24 protein-coding genes and 1 tRNA gene are annotated in these 23,872 nt (G+C 52.6%); 10 read left to right on the top strand and 15 right to left on the bottom strand.

The window, feature by feature from the left end:
- Window positions 1–19: 19 nt before the first annotated feature.
- The 4 genes from V5T82_RS14555 to V5T82_RS14545 form a co-directional block, all read right to left on the bottom strand.
- Window positions 20–1,108, bottom strand: coding sequence for an SAVED domain-containing protein (locus tag V5T82_RS14555; protein ID WP_332896387.1), 1,089 nt, complete (start codon window positions 1,106–1,108; stop codon window positions 20–22).
- A gap of 11 nt (window positions 1,109–1,119) precedes the next feature.
- The gene (locus V5T82_RS14550; RefSeq protein WP_332896386.1) at window positions 1,120–2,670 is read right to left on the bottom strand and encodes a nucleotidyltransferase; all 1,551 of its coding nucleotides are present in this window, start codon (window positions 2,668–2,670) and stop codon (window positions 1,120–1,122) included.
- A 134-nt stretch (window positions 2,671–2,804) separates the two neighbouring features.
- Entirely contained in the window at window positions 2,805–3,209 is a 405-nt protein-coding gene (locus V5T82_RS18270; protein WP_442917776.1) for a thermonuclease family protein, read from the bottom strand.
- A gap of 69 nt (window positions 3,210–3,278) precedes the next feature.
- On the bottom strand, window positions 3,279–4,019 hold the full coding sequence (locus tag V5T82_RS14545) for a tetratricopeptide repeat protein (RefSeq protein ID WP_332896385.1): 741 nt from the start codon (window positions 4,017–4,019) through the stop codon (window positions 3,279–3,281).
- 109 nt (window positions 4,020–4,128) lie between these two features.
- On the opposite strand from V5T82_RS14545, the gene V5T82_RS18265 reads away from it, so the two are divergent.
- Window positions 4,129–4,341 carry a helix-turn-helix domain-containing protein gene (locus V5T82_RS18265; protein WP_442917774.1) on the top strand — a complete coding sequence of 71 codons (213 nt, stop codon included), beginning with the start codon at window positions 4,129–4,131 and terminating at the stop codon, window positions 4,339–4,341.
- 552 nt (window positions 4,342–4,893) lie between these two features.
- Here V5T82_RS18265 and V5T82_RS14540 read toward each other — a convergent pair.
- The 3 genes from V5T82_RS14540 to V5T82_RS14530 all read right to left on the bottom strand — a co-directional run bounded on the left by V5T82_RS14540 (window position 4,894) and on the right by V5T82_RS14530 (window position 8,237).
- Window positions 4,894–6,810 (bottom strand): hypothetical protein, encoded by a 1,917-nt coding sequence (locus V5T82_RS14540; RefSeq protein ID WP_332896384.1) that lies wholly within the window; start codon window positions 6,808–6,810, stop codon window positions 4,894–4,896.
- A gap of 227 nt (window positions 6,811–7,037) precedes the next feature.
- Entirely contained in the window at window positions 7,038–8,057 is a 1,020-nt protein-coding gene (locus V5T82_RS14535; protein ID WP_332896383.1) for a tyrosine-type recombinase/integrase, read from the bottom strand.
- Window positions 8,058–8,160: 103 nt separating this feature from the next.
- Window positions 8,161–8,237: transfer RNA gene (locus V5T82_RS14530), tRNA-Arg, on the bottom strand.
- 167 nt (window positions 8,238–8,404) lie between these two features.
- Here V5T82_RS14530 and V5T82_RS14525 point away from each other — a divergent pair.
- The gene (locus V5T82_RS14525) at window positions 8,405–9,655 is read left to right on the top strand and encodes a DUF2336 domain-containing protein (RefSeq protein ID WP_332896382.1); all 1,251 of its coding nucleotides are present in this window, start codon (window positions 8,405–8,407) and stop codon (window positions 9,653–9,655) included.
- Window positions 9,656–9,783: 128 nt separating this feature from the next.
- Window positions 9,784–10,113, top strand: coding sequence for a TusE/DsrC/DsvC family sulfur relay protein (locus V5T82_RS14520; RefSeq protein ID WP_332896381.1), 330 nt, complete (start codon window positions 9,784–9,786; stop codon window positions 10,111–10,113).
- Between the two features lie 103 nt (window positions 10,114–10,216).
- Here the strand turns inward: V5T82_RS14520 and V5T82_RS14515 are convergent, their stop codons facing one another.
- From V5T82_RS14515 to V5T82_RS14505, 3 genes are read right to left on the bottom strand one after another with little or no spacing between them, the layout of a single operon-like run.
- Window positions 10,217–11,488, bottom strand: coding sequence for a TAXI family TRAP transporter solute-binding subunit (locus tag V5T82_RS14515; protein ID WP_332896380.1), 1,272 nt, complete (start codon window positions 11,486–11,488; stop codon window positions 10,217–10,219).
- Window positions 11,489–11,507: 19 nt separating this feature from the next.
- Window positions 11,508–12,191 (bottom strand): YkgJ family cysteine cluster protein, encoded by a 684-nt coding sequence (locus V5T82_RS14510; RefSeq protein WP_332896379.1) that lies wholly within the window; start codon window positions 12,189–12,191, stop codon window positions 11,508–11,510.
- Window positions 12,192–12,240: 49 nt separating this feature from the next.
- Window positions 12,241–13,188: an ABC transporter ATP-binding protein gene (locus tag V5T82_RS14505; RefSeq protein WP_332896433.1), complete on the bottom strand. Its 948-nt coding sequence runs from the start codon at window positions 13,186–13,188 to the stop codon at window positions 12,241–12,243.
- A 170-nt stretch (window positions 13,189–13,358) separates the two neighbouring features.
- On the opposite strand from V5T82_RS14505, the gene V5T82_RS14500 reads away from it, so the two are divergent.
- The 5 genes from V5T82_RS14500 to V5T82_RS14480 all read left to right on the top strand — a co-directional run bounded on the left by V5T82_RS14500 (window position 13,359) and on the right by V5T82_RS14480 (window position 18,588).
- The gene (locus tag V5T82_RS14500) at window positions 13,359–13,538 is read left to right on the top strand and encodes a zinc-finger domain-containing protein (RefSeq protein WP_332896378.1); all 180 of its coding nucleotides are present in this window, start codon (window positions 13,359–13,361) and stop codon (window positions 13,536–13,538) included.
- 17 nt (window positions 13,539–13,555) lie between these two features.
- A complete protein-coding gene (gene polA, locus V5T82_RS14495) occupies window positions 13,556–16,321 on the top strand; it encodes a DNA polymerase I (RefSeq protein WP_332896377.1) in 2,766 nt (921 codons plus the stop codon).
- A gap of 105 nt (window positions 16,322–16,426) precedes the next feature.
- Window positions 16,427–16,900 (top strand): hypothetical protein, encoded by a 474-nt coding sequence (locus V5T82_RS14490; RefSeq protein WP_332896376.1) that lies wholly within the window; start codon window positions 16,427–16,429, stop codon window positions 16,898–16,900.
- Window positions 16,901–16,992: 92 nt separating this feature from the next.
- Window positions 16,993–17,508 carry a hypothetical protein gene (locus V5T82_RS14485; protein WP_332896375.1) on the top strand — a complete coding sequence of 172 codons (516 nt, stop codon included), beginning with the start codon at window positions 16,993–16,995 and terminating at the stop codon, window positions 17,506–17,508.
- A 9-nt stretch (window positions 17,509–17,517) separates the two neighbouring features.
- Window positions 17,518–18,588 (top strand): hypothetical protein, encoded by a 1,071-nt coding sequence (locus tag V5T82_RS14480; RefSeq protein ID WP_332896374.1) that lies wholly within the window; start codon window positions 17,518–17,520, stop codon window positions 18,586–18,588.
- On the opposite strand, the gene msrQ is transcribed toward V5T82_RS14480, so the two are convergent.
- Together msrQ and msrP are read right to left on the bottom strand one after the other, a co-directional pair.
- Window positions 18,585–19,184: a protein-methionine-sulfoxide reductase heme-binding subunit MsrQ gene (msrQ, locus tag V5T82_RS14475; RefSeq protein WP_442917787.1), complete on the bottom strand. Its 600-nt coding sequence runs from the start codon at window positions 19,182–19,184 to the stop codon at window positions 18,585–18,587. The two genes, V5T82_RS14480 and msrQ, sit on opposite strands and share 4 nt — an antisense overlap.
- Window positions 19,185–19,204: 20 nt before the next feature.
- A complete protein-coding gene (gene msrP / locus V5T82_RS14470) occupies window positions 19,205–20,170 on the bottom strand; it encodes a protein-methionine-sulfoxide reductase catalytic subunit MsrP (protein WP_332896372.1) in 966 nt (321 codons plus the stop codon).
- Window positions 20,171–20,316: 146 nt separating this feature from the next.
- Between msrP and V5T82_RS14465 the strand changes: the two genes are divergently transcribed.
- Window positions 20,317–20,985, top strand: coding sequence for a glutathione S-transferase family protein (locus tag V5T82_RS14465; protein ID WP_332896371.1), 669 nt, complete (start codon window positions 20,317–20,319; stop codon window positions 20,983–20,985).
- A gap of 84 nt (window positions 20,986–21,069) precedes the next feature.
- On the opposite strand, the gene V5T82_RS14460 is transcribed toward V5T82_RS14465, so the two are convergent.
- Window positions 21,070–21,609, bottom strand: coding sequence for a hypothetical protein (locus V5T82_RS14460; protein ID WP_332896370.1), 540 nt, complete (start codon window positions 21,607–21,609; stop codon window positions 21,070–21,072).
- A 63-nt stretch (window positions 21,610–21,672) separates the two neighbouring features.
- Entirely contained in the window at window positions 21,673–22,458 is a 786-nt protein-coding gene (locus V5T82_RS14455; protein WP_332896369.1) for a tetratricopeptide repeat protein, read from the bottom strand.
- Here V5T82_RS14455 and V5T82_RS14450 point away from each other — a divergent pair.
- Window positions 22,457–23,392: an SDR family oxidoreductase gene (locus V5T82_RS14450; protein ID WP_332896368.1), complete on the top strand. Its 936-nt coding sequence runs from the start codon at window positions 22,457–22,459 to the stop codon at window positions 23,390–23,392. The two genes, V5T82_RS14455 and V5T82_RS14450, sit on opposite strands and share 2 nt — an antisense overlap.
- On the opposite strand, the gene paaI is transcribed toward V5T82_RS14450, so the two are convergent.
- A complete protein-coding gene (gene paaI, locus V5T82_RS14445; RefSeq protein WP_332896367.1) occupies window positions 23,389–23,856 on the bottom strand; it encodes a hydroxyphenylacetyl-CoA thioesterase PaaI in 468 nt (155 codons plus the stop codon). The genes V5T82_RS14450 and paaI overlap by 4 nt on opposite strands.
- Between the last annotated feature and the right edge of the window lie 16 nt (window positions 23,857–23,872).

Raw genomic sequence — 23,872 nt, 5'->3', positions numbered from 1 at the left:
AATACTAGACCAAACGCAGCTATATAATTGTAGCCGTGTTCACTCCATGCGTGGGCAAGACCACGCCCCATGGATATGGCGGAGTTGCTGATCTCTCATATTGGTAGATGTTGCAACGGGGCATGTTGCGTCTGTCATACGTGCGTCCAAGTCTAATCACGAGACTATTTGCCCCAGCTATAAACAAATGAATCAATTCAATGTGTTTATCTGACAGAGTCACGAGCACCTCACGGAGCTGAGCGGATAAGGCTTGTTGCTTGCTCTCTGACCAGTGGCAAGACGTGCTCCGATTCGCCAATTCTAATTCTACGATTGGCGTGTTGTGTTTGAAGTTTTTAACACCCTCTATATCGATGCTGTAGGATGCTGAAATGGCAACGATAACTTCATTGCTACGCTGAGGGATACTTCCAAGTCCTTTGATAAGAAATCGGTTGCCATCGTCCTCTTCATCCAGCTCTCTCCAGCTTGATTTATCACGGTCCCAATCAAGCATCCCATTGACCATGTGTTCATCATCTAAAAGCATCCCGGCCAAGAATGAGAATGGAACTGGCATTAAGCCGCCAAGATATGCAGATACATCACCACGGTCTATATCGCGCCGCCACTCATTAAAGTCATGTGTGATTAGGTTTACCCGGTCTAGTGCCGCCTGCGGATTGGTAACAGTGCCGTTGTGCATGAACTTGCGGATGTCGATCAGAAGGGTGTCTTTTCGTCCCTTTATATGGCTCGGAAGAAATGAGGCTAAAGGGGTGTCACTTGTGTCTTGAAGCCCCCGAAGTTCGATAGCCAGAATCCTATGGCGTTCATTGAGTCGTTGTTCATTCTGAATTTTGTATACCCCAACAGCGAGACCACTCAGGATCAGTGCGGCTCCAAATAGCATTCCCCAAAGGGAGCTTCCACCTTCTGGCAGGTAATCAAAAACTAACGAACCATATTGTGTAGGAATTGCGAGGCGGACAATTGCAGCAACACCAGCGCCACAGAATATTACACCTCCAACGGATATTAGTTTTCCTTCTACGGAGGCTCTAACCTTCAACACCTCGAAAGCCTGTTCGAGTATCCATCTTAGACTGACTTTGTTGTTGGACATTCTGTTCTCACTTATTGGATATTCACAATAAATACGCCGCTCTGAGCTACACAGTATCCATCTTTTACAATGAAGCATTCGATAGAGTGCGACCCCGAATATTCGGTGCTTTCTTTCCGCTTTAAGCGTCCGCGTTCGATTACCCCTTTATCAAAGCCACCACGCAATCCATTTGCACGATCTGCCTCATCCCCAGTATTAACGATCTGCCAAAACACTTCGAAGGGTCTTGGCGTGTTGGTTGAAGCACGAAACCAAAGTGTGCTGTGTTTTGGTAAGGGAGTACCATTGCTTTTAAATGTGTGACGACGAAAACCACGCTTGCTAACGGTCGCGCTGGTTATTTCTACTTTATGATGACCTCGCTGTGTCCAGACGGGCTTTTCTTTGTGAGGTGCTCTGAGCACCTTATTCTTTAGGCCTACATCTAATGTCAGGGCTCTCACAGCTGATGGGAACATTGTTTTTGCTGCCGCTTCAACTGGCTGATGCCCAAGCAGTGGCGATAGGTGCTCAACAATTTCTTCAGCGGATGTCATTGCAAACGTGGCATCAGCATCTCGTTTTACATTATCTAACCACTCTATAAATGCTGTACGACGTTTAGGATGTTCGGCCCATTTGTCAGCAAAATTTTCACGCGGATCTACAGGGTTTTGCACCCAATAAGTTCCATTTCTGTTTTCGATAAATTGATCCATTGTGTTGATGATATTGCGGAAGGCTGAAACGAAATCTCTCTCCTGATTGTATGCCTTTGCTGACAGAGTAGTGATGATAATTGAGATGGGTTTCAGATTGTCCTCATCATCAGCATACATCACATCACGGTGTCGCTTTAGGAGTTGGATAGATAGTTGCAGTGGGGTTTTAACCCGGTAGTGCGGGACTTTATCAACAGTCACACGCTCATTCATGGCAATAGCTTGACGGCGTTCGTCAAGGAGCTCCTGCATTTGCTCGTTGAACCATTTTTTATAGCCCCGAGGGTTGCTGCCAAGCCAATCATCGTAAGGAATTGAGTAGTAAGGATGTTTTTCGTCTGTTATCGAAATTGCAGATTCGATGAAGTGGCCCAAATTTCTTACATCATAACCAGCAGCTTCAATCAATGCGCTATGACGGCGGCTGTCAGGAACGGCAGGCAGTACATCCATATGGAACTGGGCTTCATCAGCGTAATTTAATGTCCAGCATCTCCGTGCTGATTCAGGCTCTTCCATCTTTTTTGATTGTGCATATCCTAGAATCTCATGCCCGATAGCTTCTTTTAGATGTTTTTGAGAGTGGGCGCTTTTGTCCCATTCGATTTGGCAAACAGCATCAATGTCGTAATGATCGTCACCAGCAAGAGGACGAATTGCTGTCCCTAATGCAAATGATCCCTGCACATATACATGGGGGTTCAATTCGCGAATTATTGACTCAGGCCGGGCAAGCCACTTGGCAACCGATTGATATGAGCGTTCAGCAGATACATAACGGGCTCTTGGCACATCTATGTTTTCAATGATTTTGGTTATGAAGTCTTCAATAGTGTATTGCCGTTTATGGAAAATCATTTCCTGCCCTTGCTAGTATAGCGAGTCGATTCGCTGGACTATTTTACAGCAATTGCAGAACTCTTAATAGTTGCTGGCTGTTATGTGTCACACCAGGAGTTAGAGGCGGGTGGTGCGCATAGATGTGCCTAGATTTACTTTCGCCACTCCCAAGGCCGCTCAAATCGTCCAGACCATAGCCCACGCAATTGTTTTCGGGCTTCCTTTTCGGCAGCCACGTAATCATTCGAATATTTGACATATGCTAGTGCCCACCCTTGCCGAACCATTTCGTGGTTCAGCTCAATTGCTCCGGCATAACATCTTGCGATTAGCCGTTTGTAGCGATCATACGATAGGCCCTCACAAACAATGCTTTGATTCTGTACAAGCGATGCCAGGACTTTAGAGGATGTGTTTCCGCAGCTATAGGGTGATCCGTTTGGCAAGGTGCACAACTGTTTCATTTCAGGTGTGTCTATTCCATGGAGTCTGATTTTTGTTTTATCAATCCAAAGGGTGTCGCCATCAACTATTCGAGCCTTACCTCTTATGTCCATGGCTGATGCTTGAAGGGGGAAGAGGAGCAAATAGATTAGGCATATGCCAGACGGCAATAGGCGCATTGATTATTTGCCAAGTAGCGTAGGAGCCAACTTCTGACTCTCGGCGATCTGCTCTTTGGTCATTTTTTCTGAGAGCCTCTTTCGCGCGACATATCCATCAGGGCTTCCCAGGGACACTGCGACCAGTGCCCAGGCATGAGCGTGGATATAGTTTTGCAATACACCTTTGCCTTCTTCGTAAATCAAAGAAATTTGTTTTAATGCTGGGGCGTTTCCCTGAGCTGCTGACAGACGATACCAACGTAATGCTTCCTGAGTGTTTGAGCTCACGCTTTTCCCATCACTAAAAATATTTCCCAGTTCGCATTGGGCTTTTGCATGACCTTGCTTTGCCGATTTACTGAACCATTCAAATGCTTTTGTTTTATTTTGCTGGAAACCAGCGGTGCCTAGATCGTATGCTACAGCGAGGTTGAATTGTGCCGTTGGGTGTCCTTGCTCTGCCGCCTTTTGGTTCCAATACATGGCTTTAGAAATATCTTTGGGCACTTCTATTCCATTTGCATAGGCAAACGCTAAGCGTACCTGGGCTTCAGAATGCCCCAACTCAGCTGACTTTCTAAACCATTCAATAGCTACAGACGGGTTGTCTTGTGATTGGTGAGCAATGCCAGTGAAATAGAATTTTTCGGCCTCTGTTTGCGTGAAGGCATCAAGGGGAAATTCTGCTTTAGAAGGTGCCGGGGAAGATGTTAACGCCATGGCGAATAGCACAGTTGCCAGACATTTTTTATAAGTCCTCATAGTTAAAACCCCTGAACTTCTCACCAAAATAAAAATCTACGTACATATATGACTAAAATATATACGTACGTAGATTGTCGTGCAAAGTAAATCGCTGTCCATTTGAAGGATGGGGATTGAGCATACATTCGGAAAAAACGTAAAAGCTCTGCGCAAGTTGGCTGGACTTACGCAAGAGACCCTTTCCCATGAAATGGGTGTTAGTCAGGCCTACATCAGTGAGATCGAGTCTGGGAAACGAAAGGACCTTAGCATTCAAGCTATAGGGCGTTTGGCAAAAGCTTTGGGTACAACACCGTCAGAGCTTATGGACGGTTGCTAACCATCTCTCTTTTTCCGTTGGTTCTCTTCGAAACAAAATAGATACAGTGCCCGGATGGACGGAGCTTATGCCCCGCCCTTGATCCGGTTCTGTCGTTTCCAAAGTGGTTGTAGGTTTGTGTAGCTGCACAGGTTGATGAGGTCTTGTTCATCCTTGGCCGCAGACAGAGGGATAATGTGATCAACTTCCCACTGTCCGTATTTAGCCCAGCTCATTCCTTCCGTAAATTTTGCCTGGATATGGGTTGAGAGTTTTCGGCTTGTGCAGCCCAGTGCTCTAGAAGGGCTGTGTTTACCTCTCAGGGCTTGCCCTGAACGCCTCTGGACATTCCGATACATCCGATAGGCTGGATCGATCCTAGAGCGCCTCTGTTCTCGTTCACGGGCTTTCTCTGCATTGCAGGCAACACATTGTTTGTTGCTGACGTATCGTTCGGCAAGGTGACCTGACTTACAGGGCTTGCCAGTATAGAAACGCGAAAGGCCGCACTGGGCGGCCTCTTGTCGCGAAATCTTTTGTGGTTGGTTTATTCGTTTGTCTGTCATCAATTCCTTATGATTTTAGAAAATATGATTTGGCCCCACGTCCAACCCCTTCGACTTGATAGGTGACGCCGATGCCCATTAAATCTGAATAGATGTCTGAGGCTTCATTCTTGATCTTCACAATCATCTTTTCGAATGAACTCTTCGGGATACCAGTTTCTTTTCTGAGTTCATGGGCTGGGATTTTTCCTGGAATGCTGTTGTTTAGGAATGCAACCAGAGAAGCCGCATGCTTAAGCTTTCGTACCTTACGAGTAGCTCCTGCATATTTCCAATCCAGAACCTGAATACCCGGCATTGCTGTTTGTATATGGTCTAGAATTTCCGTACCAAGTTTTCCATTCGGCAAGGGAATGTAGACATTGGTGATTGGGCAGTTGCCAACCTGATCGACAACACGCCGACACCGCACACGGTTGATGGCTTGAATAATGCTTGTTGAAATCACGCCTACATTTAGCTCGTGCAAAATATCCGTGAATTGTCCAAAAGGCCTGTTACCTGTATCTCCAAGCCATTCTGTACTTTGTGGACCTTGAACGGCCATGAATGCATTTGCTGCCCAAATATTACCCCGGTATGGAAGCCCAAAGATGATTGCAGTATCACAGTCCTGCCATTTATTCAGGCCATCAATAGCACCCCAATGACTGACCTCGAATGTGCTGTTACCTACTAATTGATATTCTAAGTCTTTATGACAGCAGACAAATACTCCTTCGGAGTTTGGTGCAAGAGAAGAAGCAAAAGCGGCAATTTTCTCAGCTTCATTTTTTACATTCTTTCTATTTGTGAGAAAGCCTTTCCCCAGACGGTGACCTTGCGAACCATGCAAGGTTACATTGGTGTAATTCCGTGCTTGCTCTGGTGTTGGAATTATCTCCATCTGATCTTCAAAAAGGTGGTGCAATAAATTTGTTGATGCAGTTGCGTCCAAAATCACAGCACCTGGATGATCTACTGGCAGAATATGTCGAGCATGATTTAGTGTTCCTTGTTTTCCTGACTGTGCATACATGCACCAATCATCTCCCAAGCTTGCAATCGATTTCAAAGTTTCCGTAATAATTTCGTGGAGGTTCTTGTTCACATCGAAATCACGACGTTTTACAACACTACAATCTAAAGCTTGACCTTTGATGGCTTTGCGAAGCGCCGAAAAATCAGGTTGCCTCGAAAGCATATTTTTATCGGGAAGCATCTGTTCGCGTGAACCTTCCGAAGGCAGGCCTTTCATCCATGCGAGCAAATTGTTTAGGTATGCAATCTCTTCAGGAAAACGATTTGCTATAGCTTCAGGAATGTGCCCCAAAACTTGTTTTAAGTGTTCGATATTGACCTGTGTTGTTTCGATCAAATCTGGGGCCTCATCAATGATGATAAGATCGCGTTCTTTATGAAACCATTGATGCAGCAATCGTAGTCGGAGATCGTTTCCAACCTCTGAGCTGGCACTGCTTAAGGCATTCGTATAAGCAGCATGTGTAATAATAAGAACCGGGGTTGAAGTAATTTCTGCTTCAGAGAGTTGGCTCTCGCTATGGCTTGCCCGCGCCGTTTCTTTACCCGCCAGCTCATTGATTTGTGCAGCCATATTTTCAGCATCTTTAATTTGCCGTGTAACGATTAGCACCCCAGGATGTAGGTCTGTGGCTTGTGACGACTTCATAATATGTTCAATTGTGATTTCAGTTGAAAGTTCGGCAAGCATGGAACAATAGACCGCCGTTCCTTGGCTTTTCCCGGTGCCTGTAGCGGGCTGTAGAATTTGCCATAATTTTGGATTGGCGCGGGTACATTGATCGTTAAATGTGCTTCCCATTTGTAGCCAAGTAGCTCGTAAATTTTTGCTGCTGACATTGCCTAAATTTACTGTCCAGTGATGGTCCATCGCTTCAACAAAGTCATAAGTGTTAACTGTCATGAATGCTCCTTCTTGTTCATAAAAAAACGGCCCCTACTTTTGCAGGGACCGTCCAGTCATTTTTTGGAAATCAAACACCACCAGTTCTCTTTATAAAAAAAGAGGGTTCTGATTAGTTGGAGGCGTTTCTGTTACACTAGGGGAGAGCAATTAAACAAACTCAATAGATTCAACGCATTAAATATATTGAGTGGTTGTTTGTTTATGATGCTTTCAACAGGCATGTTTTACTGATTTTGCAGAGCCAATTTCTCGACAATGTCTTCAGCCTTAAGGTGCGTATATCGGAATAGCATTCTCGGATCGCGGTGTCCGCTAATAAGCGCTACTTCGGGAACGGACAATCCCATCTCAAAGAAACGGGATACTGCCTCGTGTCGGAGATCGTGGAAGCGTAGGTCTTTTATTTCGGGGTAGGTCTTAGCCACCCGGCGCTTACAGCGCTCCCAGGACAACCTGAAGGCATTTGCGCTCGCTGGAAAGACCACGTCAGTCTGCTCAAACTCATCATCCCAACGATCTTGAAGTATCGCCACGGCTTCTGGTGTGAGAGGGATGCATCTTGAATGGCCTGTCTTTGTAACCGGGATGGTTAGTGTTGAAGCGTCCAGGTTTACGTCCTGCCATTTCACATTCAGGATTTCACCGCGTCTCATCCCTGTTTCAATGGCGATTAGGATACAGGGACGTAACCAATCCCTCCGGGTGTCTTCACAAGCCAAGAGTAGGCGTTCAAGTTCACCTTCCTGTAGTCGCCTGTCCCGAGCTTCCGGTTGTTTAGGTTTGCGGACCTTAACCAACGGGTTTTCAGGGATTGGGATATTCCATTCATTGATTGCCGTAGCGAAGATTGATCGCAGGATGCCCAGTTCCCGCACCACTGTAGCAGGGCGCACTTGCTTGAGGCGCTCATCGCGGTAACTGGCGAAAGTTTGAGGGGTGGTCTGCTTGAGGGATTTGTCGGCCCACTCATAGCGCAGGAAGACTTCCAGTCGCTTCTTCTCCGACGCCACACCCCGTTTATTAATGGTGACGTTATCCCTGTATCGCTTAATCAAGTCTGCGACGGTCAGTTGGTCTAGTGCTCGGATATCAGTTGGTAGGACAGCCTTGTCCATTTCGGCTTCAATTTGCCGCGCCCATATCTGTGCATCTGCTTTGGATATAAAGCTTTTGGTTTGGGAGGGGTGTCCGGTACGCCGAACCTGGACGTGCCACCTGTTGCTGCGTTTACGATAAGTCGCCATAGCCTGAAATCTCCTTCAAGTGTGCCGTATGTGTGCCAGCTTGACGTTTTGGAGATTTCATCAAATTTGCGCCTATGTAACCCATTGAAAACAATAGGAAAAATGGCGCACCCGGCGAGATTCGAACTCACGACCTCTGCCTTCGGAGGGCAGCGCTCTATCCAGCTGAGCTACGGGTGCTTGCGCCGTGCACATTACCCTCACCCCCCGCCCCGCGCAAGACGCGAATACGCAATTCAGAGGCTTGCCCCCCGCCAAAAAACGGTTAATGATATGAGGGGATTAGGCGTTTAGATGTGCTCAGGACCTCAACGCGGGGTTTTGCAGGGAAAAAAGGGCAAAAAAACATGCTCAAAGGCTTGTTGGATAAATTCCGCAAAGGCAATACGCTGGATTATGAAGAAGCCAAGGAATTGGCCTCCAGCAAGGATGTGAAGGTGCGCCAAGAAGTCGCCGAGCATCCTAAGGCACAGCCCGAAATCCTCTATTTCCTGGCGACCGACAAGGTCTCTACCGTACGCGCGGCCATCGCGCAAAACGATGCGACCCCACGCCAAGCGGACTTGCTGCTGACCAAGGACGACGATGACGATGTGCGCTCCGGGCTGGCGTCGAAAATCTCAAAACTTGCGCCGGGCCTGAGCGCCAACGAAGTCGACACCATCCGCCGATCCACCTATGAGGCGCTGGAAAACCTGGCACGTGACCAAGCCACGAAAGTGCGCCAAATCGTTGCCGATACCCTCAAAGACATGGGCGATGCACCGCCCGAAGTTATTCGCCATTTGGCCGAAGACAGCGAGCTGGTGGTGTGTGCCCCGGTGTTGGAAAACTCTCCGGTTCTGACGGAACGCGATCTCCGCCAGATTATTGATCTCAACCCCGCCGACGGTGCGATCAGCGCCATTTCCAAGCGGGCAAATCTCACCGACGAGGTCATGGAAGACATCTTTGCGTCCGGCGATACGGCGGCCGTGGCTGAATTGCTGGGCAACGGTACGGCGGCGATCAAAGAAGACCTGCTGGAGCGTATTTGCGATAAATCCAAATCCGTTCAGTCCTTGCAAGAACCGTTGGTACACCGCCCGACCTTGCCCAAAGGCGTGGCCTTGCGTTTGGCCGATTTTGTTGCCGATCATTTGATCAAGGCCCTGTTGAGCCGCAAAGATCTTGACGCTGAAACCGCCAAGGCCGTGCGTGAAGAAGTCTCTTGGCGGTTGGATCTTGCCGCCGAAGACGATGCCGCCAAAGCCGCAGAACCACCCTACGCCAAGGCCAAGCGTCTGTTCAAAGAAGGCAAACTGGAGCCCGCCATGGTCGAAAGTGCCCTTAAGGCGGGGCAGAAAGAATACGCCATTTCCGCGTTGGCCGTGTTGAGCGATCGCTCCCCCGGGGCCATCGAAAAAATCGCTACGTCCGAAAATGCCAAGGCCTTGGTTTCGCTGACGTGGAAAGCCGGGATGCAGCCCGATGACATCATCATCATGCAAAAACGTTTGGGCGGCTTAAAACCTGTGGGCACCCTCAAACCCCAAGGCGGGAAATTTCCGCTGACGGAAGATGAGATGGAATGGCTGCTGGAATTTTTCGGCGAGTAATCCGCTCATTTTTGTCGGCTCGGACTAGAAAATCCCAAAAGAGCTCTCTATATTAGTCCTATCTCATATAAAGTGGCCGGCGCAAAGCCTGCCCTCACAAGACGACGATAGGACAGAGAGGAAACATTATGGCATACGCTGATTTGGACCAAACCGAAAAAGGCTTTCTGGTCAATTTGGAAGACTGGAGCGAAGACGTGGCGAAGGAAATTGCCGTCACTGAAAACATTGCCGAGTTGAGCGATAAGCACTGGGATTTGATCAAATTCTTGCGTGATGAGTACATCAACAACAACGCCAGCCAACCCAACGAACGCAACATGGTCAAGGCCATGGCGAAAATCTGGGGTGCGAAGCCGTCGACGAAAGATCTATACGAGTTGTTCCCAATGCAACCGTCCAAACAAGCCACAAAAATTGCTGGATTGCCGGAAACCAAACGCAAAGGCGGCTACTGAGGCCCCTTTGTGCAATGACTTAAAAAACCCCCTCCGCCTGAACGGCGGAGGGTTTTTTGTCCATGCATATGTACGCCCGTTGGGCGTAGGGCGAACAACGGCATCAGCGCTGCTCTTCCAAATCGCGGATGACTTGGTCGATGTGCAGACGCAGATTGTAGACTTCGTCGGTATAGGACAAAGGCACGGCCAGTTCGCGCACTTCATTGCGCATGGTGTCGAGCTGTTCCATCATCTGGGTTTTTTCGATGATGCTTTCGGCGGCCAAGACTTCGCGTTCGATGCGGATCAGGTCTTTGTACCAGCGATAGATGCGCGAACGGATGCGCCAGCGATAGGCTGGCGGCAAGATTTTGCCCAGCGGGATCATCAGCGTGATCAAGGGGATGATCATGACCTTTAAACGGTCCACCAAAACGGCCGCCCAAAACGGCAAGTAACGTTCTAAAAACGACGGTCCGTTTTCGATATAGCGTTTGGCATCACTGCTTAAGGGAAAATCCAAGAAGTTGGTCGAGGGGAACGCGCCTGGTTCTTCAAAGATGCCACCATCGGTATGAATGGACGATGCCGTTTTGACCAATAAGGTCTGAAGTGCTGGATGTAGGTCTTTGTGCGCAGCCAAGGTCGCCGCCGGGGCCAGAAGCGTGACGTTTTGCGCGGGCACATTTTTAGCCAAATCAATCACACCTTCATAAAGGGTGAGCGCAGATAAATATCGGTGTTGGTGCACATAGGCGCTCGCGCGGGAAAAATCAATCAGGCGGAAGTTTTTGCGTTTGATCAGGTCTTGAATGACGCCGGACGTCGGTGAGGTGACAAAAAACGCCGCATCCACTTTGCCATCCTTCAGTGCGCCGACGGCTTCTTTCGAGCTTAAGTGGCGGATGCGTTTGTCTTCTGTATTAATGTTGTTGATCTCCAACAACTGGCGCACCACGGCCCAGGTGCCGCTGCCTTCAGCCCCGGCGGCAACGCGCAAATTTTTGAGATCGCTGAGGCGTTTAACCTTGTGCTTCTTGTTCACAAACAGCCACAGCGGCTCATAATACAGCGCGCCCAAAGACACCAAGTTGGGCGACGCTTCGGCGTCTCCCGTTCCGCCTTGCACAAACGCCACATCGGCTTTGCCGGAATTGAGCAGCTCAATATTTTCGATGGAGCCTGCGGTTTCCAAAACATTGAGTGTAATGCCCTGCGCAGCCAAGCTTTCGGCGTAGCGGTTGGCAAAAGCGTTGTAAGCCCCTGTTGGCCCACCGGACGCAATGGTGATGGTTTTCGGCGGTGCGGGCTCGACAAATTGATAAGCGAAAACAAAACCGGCCAACAAAATGACCAGAGATAAAAACCCGATGCGCAAACTGTCTTTGTTCATGTGCTGGCGTTCCCGGCGATTAAGAAGATGGCGGCGCGAATACTCTTTTACCTGTTAACCAACGTTCTGTGCACCCCTCAAGATCGCCATGTGCAACCAACAGTGCAGATGGCAGGTCAACCAGTTCATTATCGAGACCGATGTTGTCGCACCCCAAAGCCAGCCCAGTCATGGCGGCTTGATAGATCAAACCTTGGGGGGCATAACCGACGATTTTAGCCTCAAGGCCATCCACCTTTTTCGACTTGCACGCGGTGTGATCATAAGCGTTAAAGCCACGGCATGGGGATGGGCGTACGCTGTAGGCACTGCACGCGCTGTCTTGCAACAAAGGGCAAATGCGTCCTTCGGACGTGAGGTCGACAAATGTGTTTGAGCGGTGGTGGTCAAACAGATCGGTGAGCGCACGGGGGGTGTGGCCTTGTGTTAAAGTATAAGCCACGGCCAAGACTTCAACGGGCAGGGCTAAGACTTGTGGGGAGGTGCAGCAATACCAACAGCCCGCCTGGCAATCGATGGGTTTCGGCGGAGGGTCTTGGGCGATGATGGCGCCTAATATATCCGCGGCAAATCCGTAAATACCTTCACAGATCTGAGCAAGCTCTGCGGCGCTGCCGACGTCCTTTAGGGCCGTCTCAGAGACCTGAGCGACGTCCTTGATGAGCTTGCCCACATAGGGCGGATGATCGGCGGAAGGGGACATTTTGCAGCTGAACGGTTATGTGAAAACCGAAGTATATCATGCCCTGAGCCTAGGCGCGATCTTGGTCCGGTTGGCTGGTCAGCTGCACAAAGATGTCTTCCAGCTCCGGCTCTTTGGTGGTGAGCTCGGCGAACGTTAAGCCTGCGTCTTGAACGGCGGAGATGATGTCGGAGGTCTGGGTATGGCTGGGTTGATAGGTGAACTGCAATTCGCGCGGGCCGATCAGCTGTGCACCCAATGCGGCCAAGGGGTCGGGTATGTCGTCTAAATCGTCGGTCAGCATGACGTTGACGCACTTGCTGTCGAGCTTGCCCATCAAGTTTTTGGTCTCGTCACACGCAATCACTTGGCCGTGATTGATAATGGCGATGCGGTCGCACAGTTCTTCGGCTTCTTCCAAATAGTGGGTGGTGAGCAGCACCGTGGTGCCGTCTTCGTTCAAGCGGCGCACGTAGTCCCACAATTGACGGCGCAGCTCTACATCGACCCCGGCGGTGGGCTCGTCCAAGACCAGTACGGGCGGCGTGTGGACCAGGGCTTTGGCGACCAACAGGCGGCGGCGCATGCCCCCCGACAGGCGACGGGCATAGGCATCGGCCTTGTCCATGAGGCCCACGGCCTCTAAAATTTCTTCGGTGCGGCGTTGGGATTTGGGCACGCCGTAAAGGCCGGCCTGGACTTCCAACGCTTCGCGGGGTGAAAAGTAGGGATCGATGTTAAGCTCTTGGGGCACAATGCCGATGGAGCGTTTGGCCCGGCGTGGGGCATCGGTGATGTCATAGTCCCAGATTCGCACCGTTCCGGACGATTTGAGGACCAATCCGGCCAAGATATTGATCAGCGTCGACTTGCCCGCCCCGTTGGGGCCCAACAGGCCAAAGAACGAACCGCGCGGGATATCCAAGTCCAAGCCCTTTAAGGCGTGCATTTCAGTTTGCTTGCCGGAGGCTGCATAAGTCTTTGATAAACCGCGAATTTCAACGGCGTTGTCGGGCATATCGGTCACGCTGGCGGGCTCCTGGTGGCCGGACTTGAAAGGATTGAAGGAACGCAGTCGCGGCGCAAAATGAATTTTCTGAATGATCGAGAATGTAAGCTCTTTCAGCACACGCGCAAGCCACTTATATATTGTTGTACAGATTGGTTCATTTAAAGAGGACATCACCCATGACTGACGCGGCACCAACCATTGTGACCACCTCCACCGTTGCCTGCGACGGCGACAACGCTGTTGGCGGCCACCCGCGTGTGTATGTGAAAATCGATTCCGTCACCCACAAGGCGGAATGCCCCTACTGTTCCAAACAGTTCGAGCTGGATCCCAACGCCAAAGTCGAAGCCCACTAGGGCGAGACGGCGGGGATATGAAACACGTCTATTTGATCGACGGCTCGGGGTTCATTTTCCGCGCCTACTTTGCCATTAAGCACCACTTATCGCGCCCCGACGGGACGCCGACCAATGCGGTTTATGGCTTTACCACCATGTTGATGAAGTTGTTGGACGACAGCGACGCGGATCATATTGCCGTGGTGTTCGACCGCGCGCGCAAGACGTTTCGTTCAGACATTTACCCCGACTACAAAGCCCATCGCCCGCCACCGCCGGATGATTTGATTCCGCAGTTTGATCTGGTGCGTGACGCGACACGAGCACTGGGGCTAAAGCCCGTAGATATGGAAGGCTATGAGGCCGACGATCTGATCGCCACCTATGCCCGCCAAGCCCGTGAAGCTGGGGCCAAAGTCACCATTGTGTCCAGCGATAAGGATTTGATGCAGCTGGTGGGCGACGGCGTGCAAATGTTCGACGCCATGAAAAACCGCACCATCGGGCCTGACGAAGTGATGGAAAAGTTCGGCGTCGGGCCGGACCGGGTGATTGACGTGCAAGCGCTTGCTGGGGACAGTGCGGACAACGTGCCGGGCGTGGAAGGCATCGGACCCAAAACCGCTGCGCAGCTGGTCAACGAATACGGCGATTTGGAACGCGTGTTGGAAAACGCGCCCAACATCAAACAGACCAAACGGCGCGAACGCCTGATTGAACAGGCCGACAATGCGCGCGTCTCCAAACAACTGGTGACGTTGGAACGCAACGTTCCGGTGGAACTCGCCCTGTCTGAATTTGAAGTGCAAGAACCCGACGTCAAAACGTTGGTGACGTTCTTGAACGAACAAAACTTCACGTCCTTGGTGAAAAAAATCGACGCCCAAGGTGTGTCCATCGGCGACAACGGCAACGGTGCGGCGGAAAAAGCGGGTGCAGCCGAAGTCCCCCAAGTGGCTGAAACCGAATACACCTTGGTGCAAACCGAAGACGATCTGAAACCCTGGATCGCCCAAGCTCAAGATGCGGGCTTTGTCGCAGTCGATACGGAAACCACGTCCCTGGACGCTATGGCCGCCGAGCTGGTGGGTGTGTCGTTGTGCGTGACACCCGGCAAAGCTTGCTATATCCCGCTGTCCCACAAAGGGGCCCCGGCCCAAGGCGATCTTTTGGGCGGTGGCGGCGACGCAGACGTTCCCGAACAAATCCCTATGGCGCGTGCGTTGGAGCTTTTGAAGCCCATGCTGGAAGACCCAGGGGTGCTAAAGGTCGGGCAGAACCTCAAATACGACATGGTGATTTTGGCCAACTGCGGCATCGAGCTTAGCCCCGTGGACGACACCATGGTGATTTCGTACGTGCTGGAAGGCGGTCTGCACGGTCATGGCATGGACGAGCTGGCGCGCCTGCATTTGGGTGTTGAGACCATCAAGTTTAAAGACGTCGCAGGCACTGGAAAATCCCAAGTGACCTTCGATCATGTGGAGCTGGACAAAGCACGGGACTACGCGGCGGAAGACGCCGACATCACGTGCCGTTTGTACAAGATGCTCAAACCCCGCGTGGCGGGCGAGCAGATGGCGACAGTCTACGAGACCTTGGAACGCCCCCTGATCCCGGTGTTGGCCCAAATGGAAAGCTTTGGCATCAAGGCCGACGCGCAAGAGCTCAAACGACTGTCCGACGATTTCGACAAACGTCTGGGCGATTTGGAAATCGAAATCCACAAAATCGCGGATCAAGACTTCAACATCGGCTCACCCAAACAGTTGGGTGAAATCCTGTTTGATAAAATGGGGCTCGAAGGCGGCAAGAAGGGCAAGACCGGGGCTTATGCCACCGGCGCGGACGTGTTGGAAGGTTTGGCCGCCGAGGGCCACGAACTGCCTGCACGTGTTTTGGATTGGCGCCAACTCGCCAAACTCAAAAGCACCTACACCGATGCTTTGATCAAACAGATCAATCCCAAGACCGGGCGGGTGCACACGTCGTTCTCTATGGCCGCCACATCCACGGGACGGTTGGCGTCGTCGGACCCCAACTTGCAAAACATTCCCATCCGCACCGAAGAGGGCCGCAAAATCCGCAAAGCTTTTGTGGCGGAGCCGGGGCACAAATTGATCAGCGCCGACTATTCCCAAATCGAGCTACGCCTGTTGGCACACGTGGCCGACATCGGTGCGCTGAAAGACGCGTTTCACGCCGACCAAGACATTCACGCCATGACCGCGGCGGAAGTTTTCGGGGTGCCCATCGAAGGCATGGACCCCATGGTTCGGCGCAACGCCAAAGCCATCAACTTCGGCATCATCTATGGCATTTCTGCGTTCGGTCTGGCGCGTCAGTTGGACATCGGGCGCGGGGAAGCCAGCGACTACATCAAAGCGTATTTCACCAAGTTCCCCGGCATACGAACGTATATGGACGAAACCATCCAGTTCGCCAAAGACAACAACTTTGTCACCACGCTGTTTGGGCGCAAATGCCATGTGAACGGCATAAATGATAAAGGCATGCGGCGCGGCTTTGCGGAGCGCGCCGCCATCAACGCCCCCATCCAAGGCGGTGCAGCCGACATTATCAAACGCGCCATGGTGCGCGTGCCCGACGCCTTAAAGGCTGCGGATTTGAGCGCCAAAATGCTGTTGCAGGTGCACGACGAACTGATCTTCGAAGTGCCCGACGCAGAGGTCGACGCCACCCAAGCCTTGGTCAAAGAGGTCATGGAAAGTGCGGCAAGCCTGGACGTTCCGTTGGTGGTCGATGCGGGCGTGGGCGAGAACTGGGATGAGGCCCATTAAACCGGCAATTCATCCCATACTTTGAGATAGATGGCGCCGCTTGTGTATATGGCCTAATATACCGGATCGAATTGGGGAGGGGTTCCCAAAGGGAGAAATGGCGCTATGCCGCTAGACGTGCGCAAATTGATTTTTTCACAGCAAGAGCTCAAGTTGGCGTTTCATACGTACGCCAAAGAGCAAAATCTCAATGTGTCTGCTTCCCAAGTTGATAGCTTCAACATTCTTGATCCCGAAAATATGGCGGGCACCACGGATTCTTCGACCGGTTTTAAGGCTGTGTTGAACTATCAGTCAAAAGCCCCCAGCAACGTCTATCGCCTGAACCTCAACGAACAACAAATTTTAGAGGCCATGATCAACATGTGCCGCGGGCTCAACATTCCACTGCCGCGCAAAGGTCAAAAGTATTTGCAGCAACACAAAGGCTCTTTGGCGCTGACCATTGGTCTGAATGAAAAAGACATTCGCGAATATATGGCTGTGACCAATGACACGGCCCCTGCGGCTGCCCCTGCCCCCGCGCCTGAGTTGGCACAAGACGCCAAACCCGCTGCGAAGGTTGCGCGTCGGGACTGATCGCCGTCCACATTCACAAAACCGAATTCAGTGCGTCTCTTTCATGGATGCAGGAATGATCTTTGCGTCCATTCATCCAATGGAGAGGGCGCGTGAGCAGTTTAACCGACCAGTACCAAGTTTATGTCGATCAGTATCGCAGCCAAGCGAGCTTGATTTTGAAAGGCGTTCCCCCGTTTCGCGACACCCAGGCTGTTGATCAAGCACTTGCGAAACTCAAAGACGTTTTTCAAGAGATCGATGCTGAGATCGCAAAAATTAATGCGGCGAAAAAAGAGCTTTCGCAAAGCGAGCAAGCCGCAGTGAAATTGTTGGGTAAAAAACTCAACGCAACCATACAAGCGACGTCCGCCATTTTCCCCACGGTGGAACAACAAGACATCACCTATATCCAAAGCGCTAAAGTCGCCACGCTCGATCAGCCAAAGCTGAAAGCCTTGGCGGCGAAGCTCGCTGTGGTGGACCAAACGTTTTGCGGCAACATCGAAGGTTTGATGGCGGATGATGAACCGTCAGAGGATCAGCCGACGTGGGATATCCAACGTATGGATGCAGACGGCGAAAATGCGCCGAACGTTCCCGAAGACGATGACGATTCGATAGAATAGGAAAGAACCATGGCTCGTGCACCCCGTACGTCGGCAGCATCTTTTGCTTTGTTTAAGACGTGTGCTTGGAATCAACTGTCCAATCCGGCAAATGCTGGAGGGACTTTCCGGCATAAGGCCAAGACATTGTTATACGACAATTGTTACACGCCTTCGCTGGACCCGGCGTTGCCGCCAAAGGTCGCGTTGCAAAACAGGGCGCTGTATTTGCAAATGCAGGGGATATTCACTGCCGTTGGTGCGGGGCGTCAAATTCGGCGCCAGCGCAACGGTGCATGGCCTGTGTTGAACGCCGCGAACTTAGCGACAGAATACCAAGCCTGGGCCGATTGGGAATGGTGGGAGACCATCACTTGGCTCACATGTGGTCTGGTCGCCAATCCGCAACCGGCTGCGTTGTCGCACAATGCCCAACGGGCAATGGGTGCTTATCTGCATGTCTATGCAACGGGCGGGCGCGTTGAAAACAATAACTGGCGCATCGCCTTCAACATCTTGCCGCAAAACATTGCTGCCGCAGTCGCAGCCATGTGTCCGGTTCTGGACGGAAATGCTGACATCGGCCATTTCAAAGTGTCTGCCCCGGGCACGGTCGGCAAGCCAGATTCATTGATTGTTTATATGCGCAACAACCCGGCCACCTATGCAGGCATACGCGCCGCAATATTGGGCGCTGTTGGTGGTTTGGGAATGCAGGCGACCTTTGCACCCATGTGGGAAGAGTTCGCCTTGGGTCAAGGCGAAGGCGGTGAGCCGCCCCGCGTTGCTTGGAATGGAGGGGCCAATCGGTCCAGCATTAGTTTTGGCACATATCGTTGTATCTTAGCCGTGATGGCATTTGACACGGCATTGGCAAACGCTGGAGGTTTGGGCGGCCTGACCCAAGTCGCTTTTGATGGCCAAGTGGATCAGGTGTTCCAGAACTATGGCCTGGCGCCAGCGAACCCGCACGATCAACAGGCGCTGAACTTTGCCGCAGGGCAGGCGCTGAACGATGCGTTCATGACAGCGTATGCAGGTTATCGTGGGGTTGCGGGGAACACCTACACCAACGTTGGCGGGTTTTTGCAAGATCGTTAGCGTGTAGCTTGGTGATAAACGCGAACAGTCAACAGCACACCCAAAACACCTAAATGGATCAACGGCTCACGCAAGTCGGCCTTGACCATCCAGACGTAATGCAAGCATCCCAACACCGCGGCTGCGTAGACCAGCTTGTGGAGCTTTTTCCATGACCTTGCCCCCATGCGGCGGATGGCCCCGTTCCAAGACGTTGCGGCTAATGCCGTCAAGATCACGAACGCCACCATGCCGACCGTGATGAACTTGCGCTTCAAAATATCTTGCCAAATGTCACCCCAGGCAAAGAACTGATCAATGGCGACGTAGTTGGTGATGTGCAAAAACACGTACACAAATGACCACAGTCCCAACATGCGGCGCAGGCGCACGGGCCAGACCCAACCGAACAGAATTTTGAGCGGGGTTGCGGCCAAAACAACCAGCAACATACGCAATGCCCAGTCGCCCAAAAAGCGGTTGATGGCTTCAATGGGGTTGGCGCCAAGCCCGCCTGTGAACGCTTGCACAATCAGCCATACCAGCGGTGTCGCCATCAAAGCGAACACCAGCCACCAGGTGGTTCGGTAGGGGATGCGAAAAGCGGTTCGGGGCATGGTTGGGGTGTGGGTGCTCATCAGTAAAATTTCGCCAAGTCCATGCCAGTATAAAGGCTTGCCACCTCTTCGCCATAGCCGTTGAATTTGGCGGTGGGTTGCTTGAAGAAACTGCCGATGCGCCGTTCCTTGGCCTGGGACCAGCGTGGGTGTGAGACGTCCGGGTTCACGTTGGCATAAAAGCCGTATTCGTGCGGCGCAGACCGGTTCCACGACGTCGGCGGTTCGTCTTCGGTGAAGGTGATTTTCACGATGGATTTGATGCCCTTGAAGCCATACTTCCACGGCACGATCAGGCGAATCGGCGCGCCGTTTTGCGGCGGCATGATCTCGTCATACACCCCCGTCGCCATGAAGGTCAGCGGGTTCATGGCTTCGTCCAGGCGCAGGCCTTCCACATAGGGCCACTGCAACACGCGGCGATTTTGGCCGGGCATGCGTTTGGGGTCATACAGCGTTTCGAACGCCACATACTTGGCTCGCGAAGTGGGCTCTAAGCGCTTGATGATGTCGGCCAAGGGAACGCCCAGCCACGGCACCACCATGGACCAGGTTTCCACACAGCGGTGGCGATAGACGCGCTGTTCTGTCTTGTGCGGTTTGAGCAAGTCTTCCACATCATAGGTGCCGGGATTGGCGACTTCTCCGGCAATTTCAATGGTCCAGGGCTTGGTCTGGAAGTCCTTGGCGTTTTCCACCGGATCGCCCTTGCCGGTGCCGAATTCGTAGAAGTTGTTGTATTGAATAACGTCGTCAAACTTGGTCAGCTGTTCTTGGTCCAGCAGATACTTTTCATTGACCATATGGGGGAGCTTCTCACCGCGCACCCAGGCGGCGAAGGCTTCGGGGCCGATGAGAGACCCGGCGATGCCGCCCGTGATGGCGGCGGCGGTGCCCTTCATAAATTTGCGACGCTCTTTGTAAATACTTTGGGGCGTGGCGTCGGATTCTTTGAGGCTCCAGGACTTCGGGATTTTAATCAGCATGGGGCGGGCTCCGCAAAATTTTGAATAATTGTAATGTGGGCAGACTTTAAGGCGGTTTCATGGTCTTATTCGCCCTGAACGCAAGAAGGTTACACCCGCAGTATTGCGTATATGAACGTTAACGATTGGTGGTGTATAAGGATTTTATGCAAAGGCTCTATCACAATTGGCTGGACCCGCAGTGCCGCAAAGTGCGTGTGGTTTTGGGGGAGAAAAAGCAGGAATTCGACATGGAGGTCGAAAAAACCTGGGAACGCCGGGAAGCCTTTTTGCGTCTCAATCCCGCAGGCGAGGTGCCTGTTTTGGTGGAAACCAACGGCACGACCTTTTCCGGCGGCCAAGTGATCGCCGAATACCTCAACGAAGTTCATTCCGAACCGCCCCTGTTGGGCCTGAACCCCTTAGAGCGTGCCGAGATCCGGCGTCTGTGTGCCTGGTTCGACATCAAGTTTGAGCGCGAAGTGGGGCGAAATCTGGTCGGTGAAAAGGTGATGAAACGCTTTTTGGGCCTTGGCTCACCCGACAGCACGGCCATTCGTGCGGGCAAAATGAACATACAGCACCACTTGGCCTACGTCTCCTATCTGGTGGAACGCCGCACGTGGCTGGCGGGCGACATGTTTAGCTTAGCCGACATCACGGCGGGGGCGCATCTGTCGTGCGTCGATTATCTGGGCGATGTGCCGTGGGCGGATTTTCCGCTGGCCAAGGACTGGTACGCACGGATCAAATCACGCCCGAGTTTTCGCACGCTGTTACACGACCACATCCCGGGCGTGCCACCGCCCAAACATTACAGCGATTTGGATTTCTGAGCAAAGGCCCACCCGGATTCATATGTGGGGTAAGCCCCACACCCCGGGCGTGCCGCCGCCAAAGCATTACAGTGATTTGGATTTTTAAAACTGGGCTGCAAACCGCTCTAACAAGTCGCCAAAATCAACAACCTCATCGCCAATCTTCGCCTTCGCATCCCAATCGGGGTGGATGGCTTTGATTTTGCGCTCTTGGCGGATGCACACCAAGCCCGTGGTGGGATCGACGAAGCCGAACATTTTTTGCGTTTTCGGATCGTCCAGGACTTTGATGTAAAAGCCCTTATGGTTTTCGAACGCATGCCCCGCTTCTGGGATGGTTTGTCCCGGCTTCTGCTCGCCATAGGAAATGTCCAGGGTCGCAAAGCAATCGAACAGCATGTCTTCGGGATCGATGTAGATCAGCTCTAAGTTCTCACTGGGTCGCGGTGAGAGCGGGATCAGGTAGTGATGCACATACTCTTTGCCGATACGGTCCAGCTTCAGGCACACCATTTGGCCGTCTGGCGTGGTGCGAATCACCACAGCACCGCAGCCGATCTCATGGGCCTGACGCAGACCGGGCCCGTCGTCTCCCTCGGTTGGGTTCAAGGGGAAGTCCGGCGTTTCCAGGTGAGAATTCATGGTGAAGGCATCCTGCTTACTTGATTTTTTTCTAATATAAGGGTGCCGGGGTTGGATTTCCAGTTATTCGGCAGGTTTGTTGGGATCGATGCCGGAATTAAGCTTGTGCAGGTTGGTTTCCGCCGATTTTGCGGCGGGGCTTTTGGGGGCGAGATCCATGAGTTTTTGCCAATCCGTGCGTGCGGGGTCATGGCGGCCCAGCAGCCAATAGACGATGCCGCGTTCCAACAAGCCTTCGATTAAGTTGGGAGACAGCTCTAACGCTCGGTTCAAATCGGTCAAGGCGAGGTCGAGCTTGCCCATCTGCCGATACGCCGAGCCGCGCAGCACCAACGCATCGGGCTGGCCCGGTGCGGTGTTTAAAACGAAGGTCAAATCGGCCACGGCTTTGGTGTAGTTGCCTTGCAAGCCCAAGGCTTGCGCGCGCATGAAGTACGCCCCGGCCATTTTGGGGCTGAGACCGATGGCCGCATCAGCCGCGGATTCGGCGCGGGCGAAGTTTTGTGCACCAATCCAGGCCCGCGAACTTTGCACCAACAGCATGGCTTTAAAACTGCCGTCCGCGTTGACTTGGTCTGCGAGCTTTTCCAAACCCTGGGCCGCTTCGACAAAATGCCCAATGGCGATGAGCGCGGCCAAGGCGCAGTGGCGCGCCGGATGGCCGCCGCCCAAACCTTCCCAATGGGTGGCGGCGTCGAACGCGGCTTCGGGGTTTTGGGCGATTTGTTCCATGCACGTTTGGTAGCGTGTTTTGGCTTCCATTTTGGCGTCTTGGGCATGCGCGGCGGTGCTCAGCAAACCAAGGGCAAAAACAAACGGCAGGATCGGGGCTTGTGTGAAGCTTCTCATGACGGCTAAAGTCGTCCCACCACACAAAAAATGCAAGGCCGACTTTCGTATGAGCGCTGAAAATCCACATCTGTTTTGTTTTGGCTTGGGCTACAGCGCAAGCTGGCTGGCGCACGATTTGTTGCGTCAAGGCTGGCGCGTCAGCGGCACCCACCGAAATGGTGACAAAGCGCCCATGGATGGCGTGACCGCCTACACCTTTGACCGGGACCACCCCTTAGACGATTTCGACGCCGCGTTCGAAGGTGTGACGCATGTGTTGCTGTCCATCCCGCCCGATGGTGCGGGTGATGCGGTGGTGGATGTGCATGGCGACGATTTGCTGCGCCACGCCCAAACGCTGCAATGGGTGGGGTATCTGTCCACGGTCGGCGTTTACGGCGATACAGGGGGCAAGCCCGTGAACGAAACCTCGCGCCTGTTGCCCAGCCAAGAACGCTCCCGCTTTCGCGGTCTGGCGGAAACCCGCTGGCAGAACTGGGCCGTGCGCGCCAACATTCCGCTGCACGTGTTTCGCTTGGCAGGCATTTATGGTCCGGGCCGCAGTCCGCTGGACAAAGTGCGTGCGGGCAAAGCGCAACGCATCCGCCAGCCCGGCCACATGTTTTCGCGCATCCACGTGGCCGACATCGCCAAGGTGTTGAAGGCGTCCATCGCCCAGCCCAATCCGGGCGGGGTTTACAATGTCTGTGACGACGATCCGGCAGAGCCCAGCGACGTGATCAAGTACGCCTGCGAACTGTTGGGTGCAGACGTGCCGAAAGAGGTTCCCTACAAAAAGGCGGTTGAGACCATGTCGCCCATGGCCCAGACCTTTTGGGCAGACAATCGCTTGGTGCTGAATGATCGCATCAAAGATGAATTGGGTGTGAAGCTCGACTACCCCGATTACAAATCCGGCCTGCAAGCGGTGTTGGCGGTGGAGGGGGCTTAAGCTTCCGTGATGCCGAACTGTTCGTTCAAGCCCGGCACGGCTTCGCCTTTGATTTTGCTCGATTGGCCGCGAAAAAGCGCCACGGTCTGGCCTTTTTGATTGGTGACTTCCACGTCATAGACACCGCTGCGCCCGGCCTGATTGATCACGGTGCAGGTGGCCGTCAGTTCGTCCCCCAGATGTGCGGGGCGGGTGTAGTTGATGGAACACTGTTGCGCCACCGCCGCGCGGTTGTCACCATTGATGGCATAAGCCAGGATCGAGCCCGCAAACGCAAACATAAATCCGCCGTGACACGTGCCGTGAAAGTTCAACATGTCGTCACGAACGTTCATACGCGCCACCGCGTGTCCGGCTTTGGCCTCAACGATTTTAATCCCCATGGCCTGGGCGGCCTTGTCGCGGGGGTACATGCCGTCTGCGACAGCAGCGGCTAAGGCGTCCATATCAACGGCGTCAGTCATGACGGGGAGGCTCCAA

This window comes from Magnetovibrio sp. PR-2, from assembly GCF_036689815.1.
Taxonomy (GTDB): Bacteria; Pseudomonadota; Alphaproteobacteria; order Rhodospirillales; family Magnetovibrionaceae; genus Magnetovibrio.
This window is presented reverse-complemented; position numbering and strand designations above follow the sequence as displayed.

Excerpts from the sequence above, each read along its gene's own strand:
- V5T82_RS14555 (WP_332896387.1), bottom strand. The coding sequence starts at position 1,108 with ATGTCCAACAACAAAGTCAGTCTAAGATGGATACTCGAACAGGCTTTC.
- V5T82_RS14550 (WP_332896386.1), bottom strand. The coding sequence starts at position 2,670 with ATGATTTTCCATAAACGGCAATACACTATTGAAGACTTCATAACCAAA.
- V5T82_RS18270 (WP_442917776.1), bottom strand. The coding sequence starts at position 3,209 with ATGGACATAAGAGGTAAGGCTCGAATAGTTGATGGCGACACCCTTTGG.
- V5T82_RS14545 (WP_332896385.1), bottom strand. The coding sequence starts at position 4,019 with ATGAGGACTTATAAAAAATGTCTGGCAACTGTGCTATTCGCCATGGCG.
- V5T82_RS18265 (WP_442917774.1), top strand. The coding sequence starts at position 4,129 with ATGGGGATTGAGCATACATTCGGAAAAAACGTAAAAGCTCTGCGCAAG.
- V5T82_RS14540 (WP_332896384.1), bottom strand. The coding sequence starts at position 6,810 with ATGACAGTTAACACTTATGACTTTGTTGAAGCGATGGACCATCACTGG.
- V5T82_RS14535 (WP_332896383.1), bottom strand. The coding sequence starts at position 8,057 with ATGGCGACTTATCGTAAACGCAGCAACAGGTGGCACGTCCAGGTTCGG.
- V5T82_RS14525 (WP_332896382.1), top strand. The coding sequence starts at position 8,405 with ATGCTCAAAGGCTTGTTGGATAAATTCCGCAAAGGCAATACGCTGGAT.
- V5T82_RS14520 (WP_332896381.1), top strand. The coding sequence starts at position 9,784 with ATGGCATACGCTGATTTGGACCAAACCGAAAAAGGCTTTCTGGTCAAT.
- V5T82_RS14515 (WP_332896380.1), bottom strand. The coding sequence starts at position 11,488 with ATGAACAAAGACAGTTTGCGCATCGGGTTTTTATCTCTGGTCATTTTG.
- V5T82_RS14510 (WP_332896379.1), bottom strand. The coding sequence starts at position 12,191 with ATGTCCCCTTCCGCCGATCATCCGCCCTATGTGGGCAAGCTCATCAAG.
- V5T82_RS14505 (WP_332896433.1), bottom strand. The coding sequence starts at position 13,188 with ATGCCCGACAACGCCGTTGAAATTCGCGGTTTATCAAAGACTTATGCA.
- V5T82_RS14500 (WP_332896378.1), top strand. The coding sequence starts at position 13,359 with ATGACTGACGCGGCACCAACCATTGTGACCACCTCCACCGTTGCCTGC.
- polA (WP_332896377.1), top strand. The coding sequence starts at position 13,556 with ATGAAACACGTCTATTTGATCGACGGCTCGGGGTTCATTTTCCGCGCC.
- V5T82_RS14490 (WP_332896376.1), top strand. The coding sequence starts at position 16,427 with ATGCCGCTAGACGTGCGCAAATTGATTTTTTCACAGCAAGAGCTCAAG.
- V5T82_RS14480 (WP_332896374.1), top strand. The coding sequence starts at position 17,518 with ATGGCTCGTGCACCCCGTACGTCGGCAGCATCTTTTGCTTTGTTTAAG.
- msrQ (WP_442917787.1), bottom strand. The coding sequence starts at position 19,184 with ATGCCCCGAACCGCTTTTCGCATCCCCTACCGAACCACCTGGTGGCTG.
- msrP (WP_332896372.1), bottom strand. The coding sequence starts at position 20,170 with ATGCTGATTAAAATCCCGAAGTCCTGGAGCCTCAAAGAATCCGACGCC.
- V5T82_RS14465 (WP_332896371.1), top strand. The coding sequence starts at position 20,317 with ATGCAAAGGCTCTATCACAATTGGCTGGACCCGCAGTGCCGCAAAGTG.
- V5T82_RS14460 (WP_332896370.1), bottom strand. The coding sequence starts at position 21,609 with ATGAATTCTCACCTGGAAACGCCGGACTTCCCCTTGAACCCAACCGAG.
- V5T82_RS14450 (WP_332896368.1), top strand. The coding sequence starts at position 22,457 with ATGACGGCTAAAGTCGTCCCACCACACAAAAAATGCAAGGCCGACTTT.
- V5T82_RS14455 (WP_332896369.1), bottom strand. The coding sequence starts at position 22,458 with ATGAGAAGCTTCACACAAGCCCCGATCCTGCCGTTTGTTTTTGCCCTT.
- paaI (WP_332896367.1), bottom strand. The coding sequence starts at position 23,856 with ATGACTGACGCCGTTGATATGGACGCCTTAGCCGCTGCTGTCGCAGAC.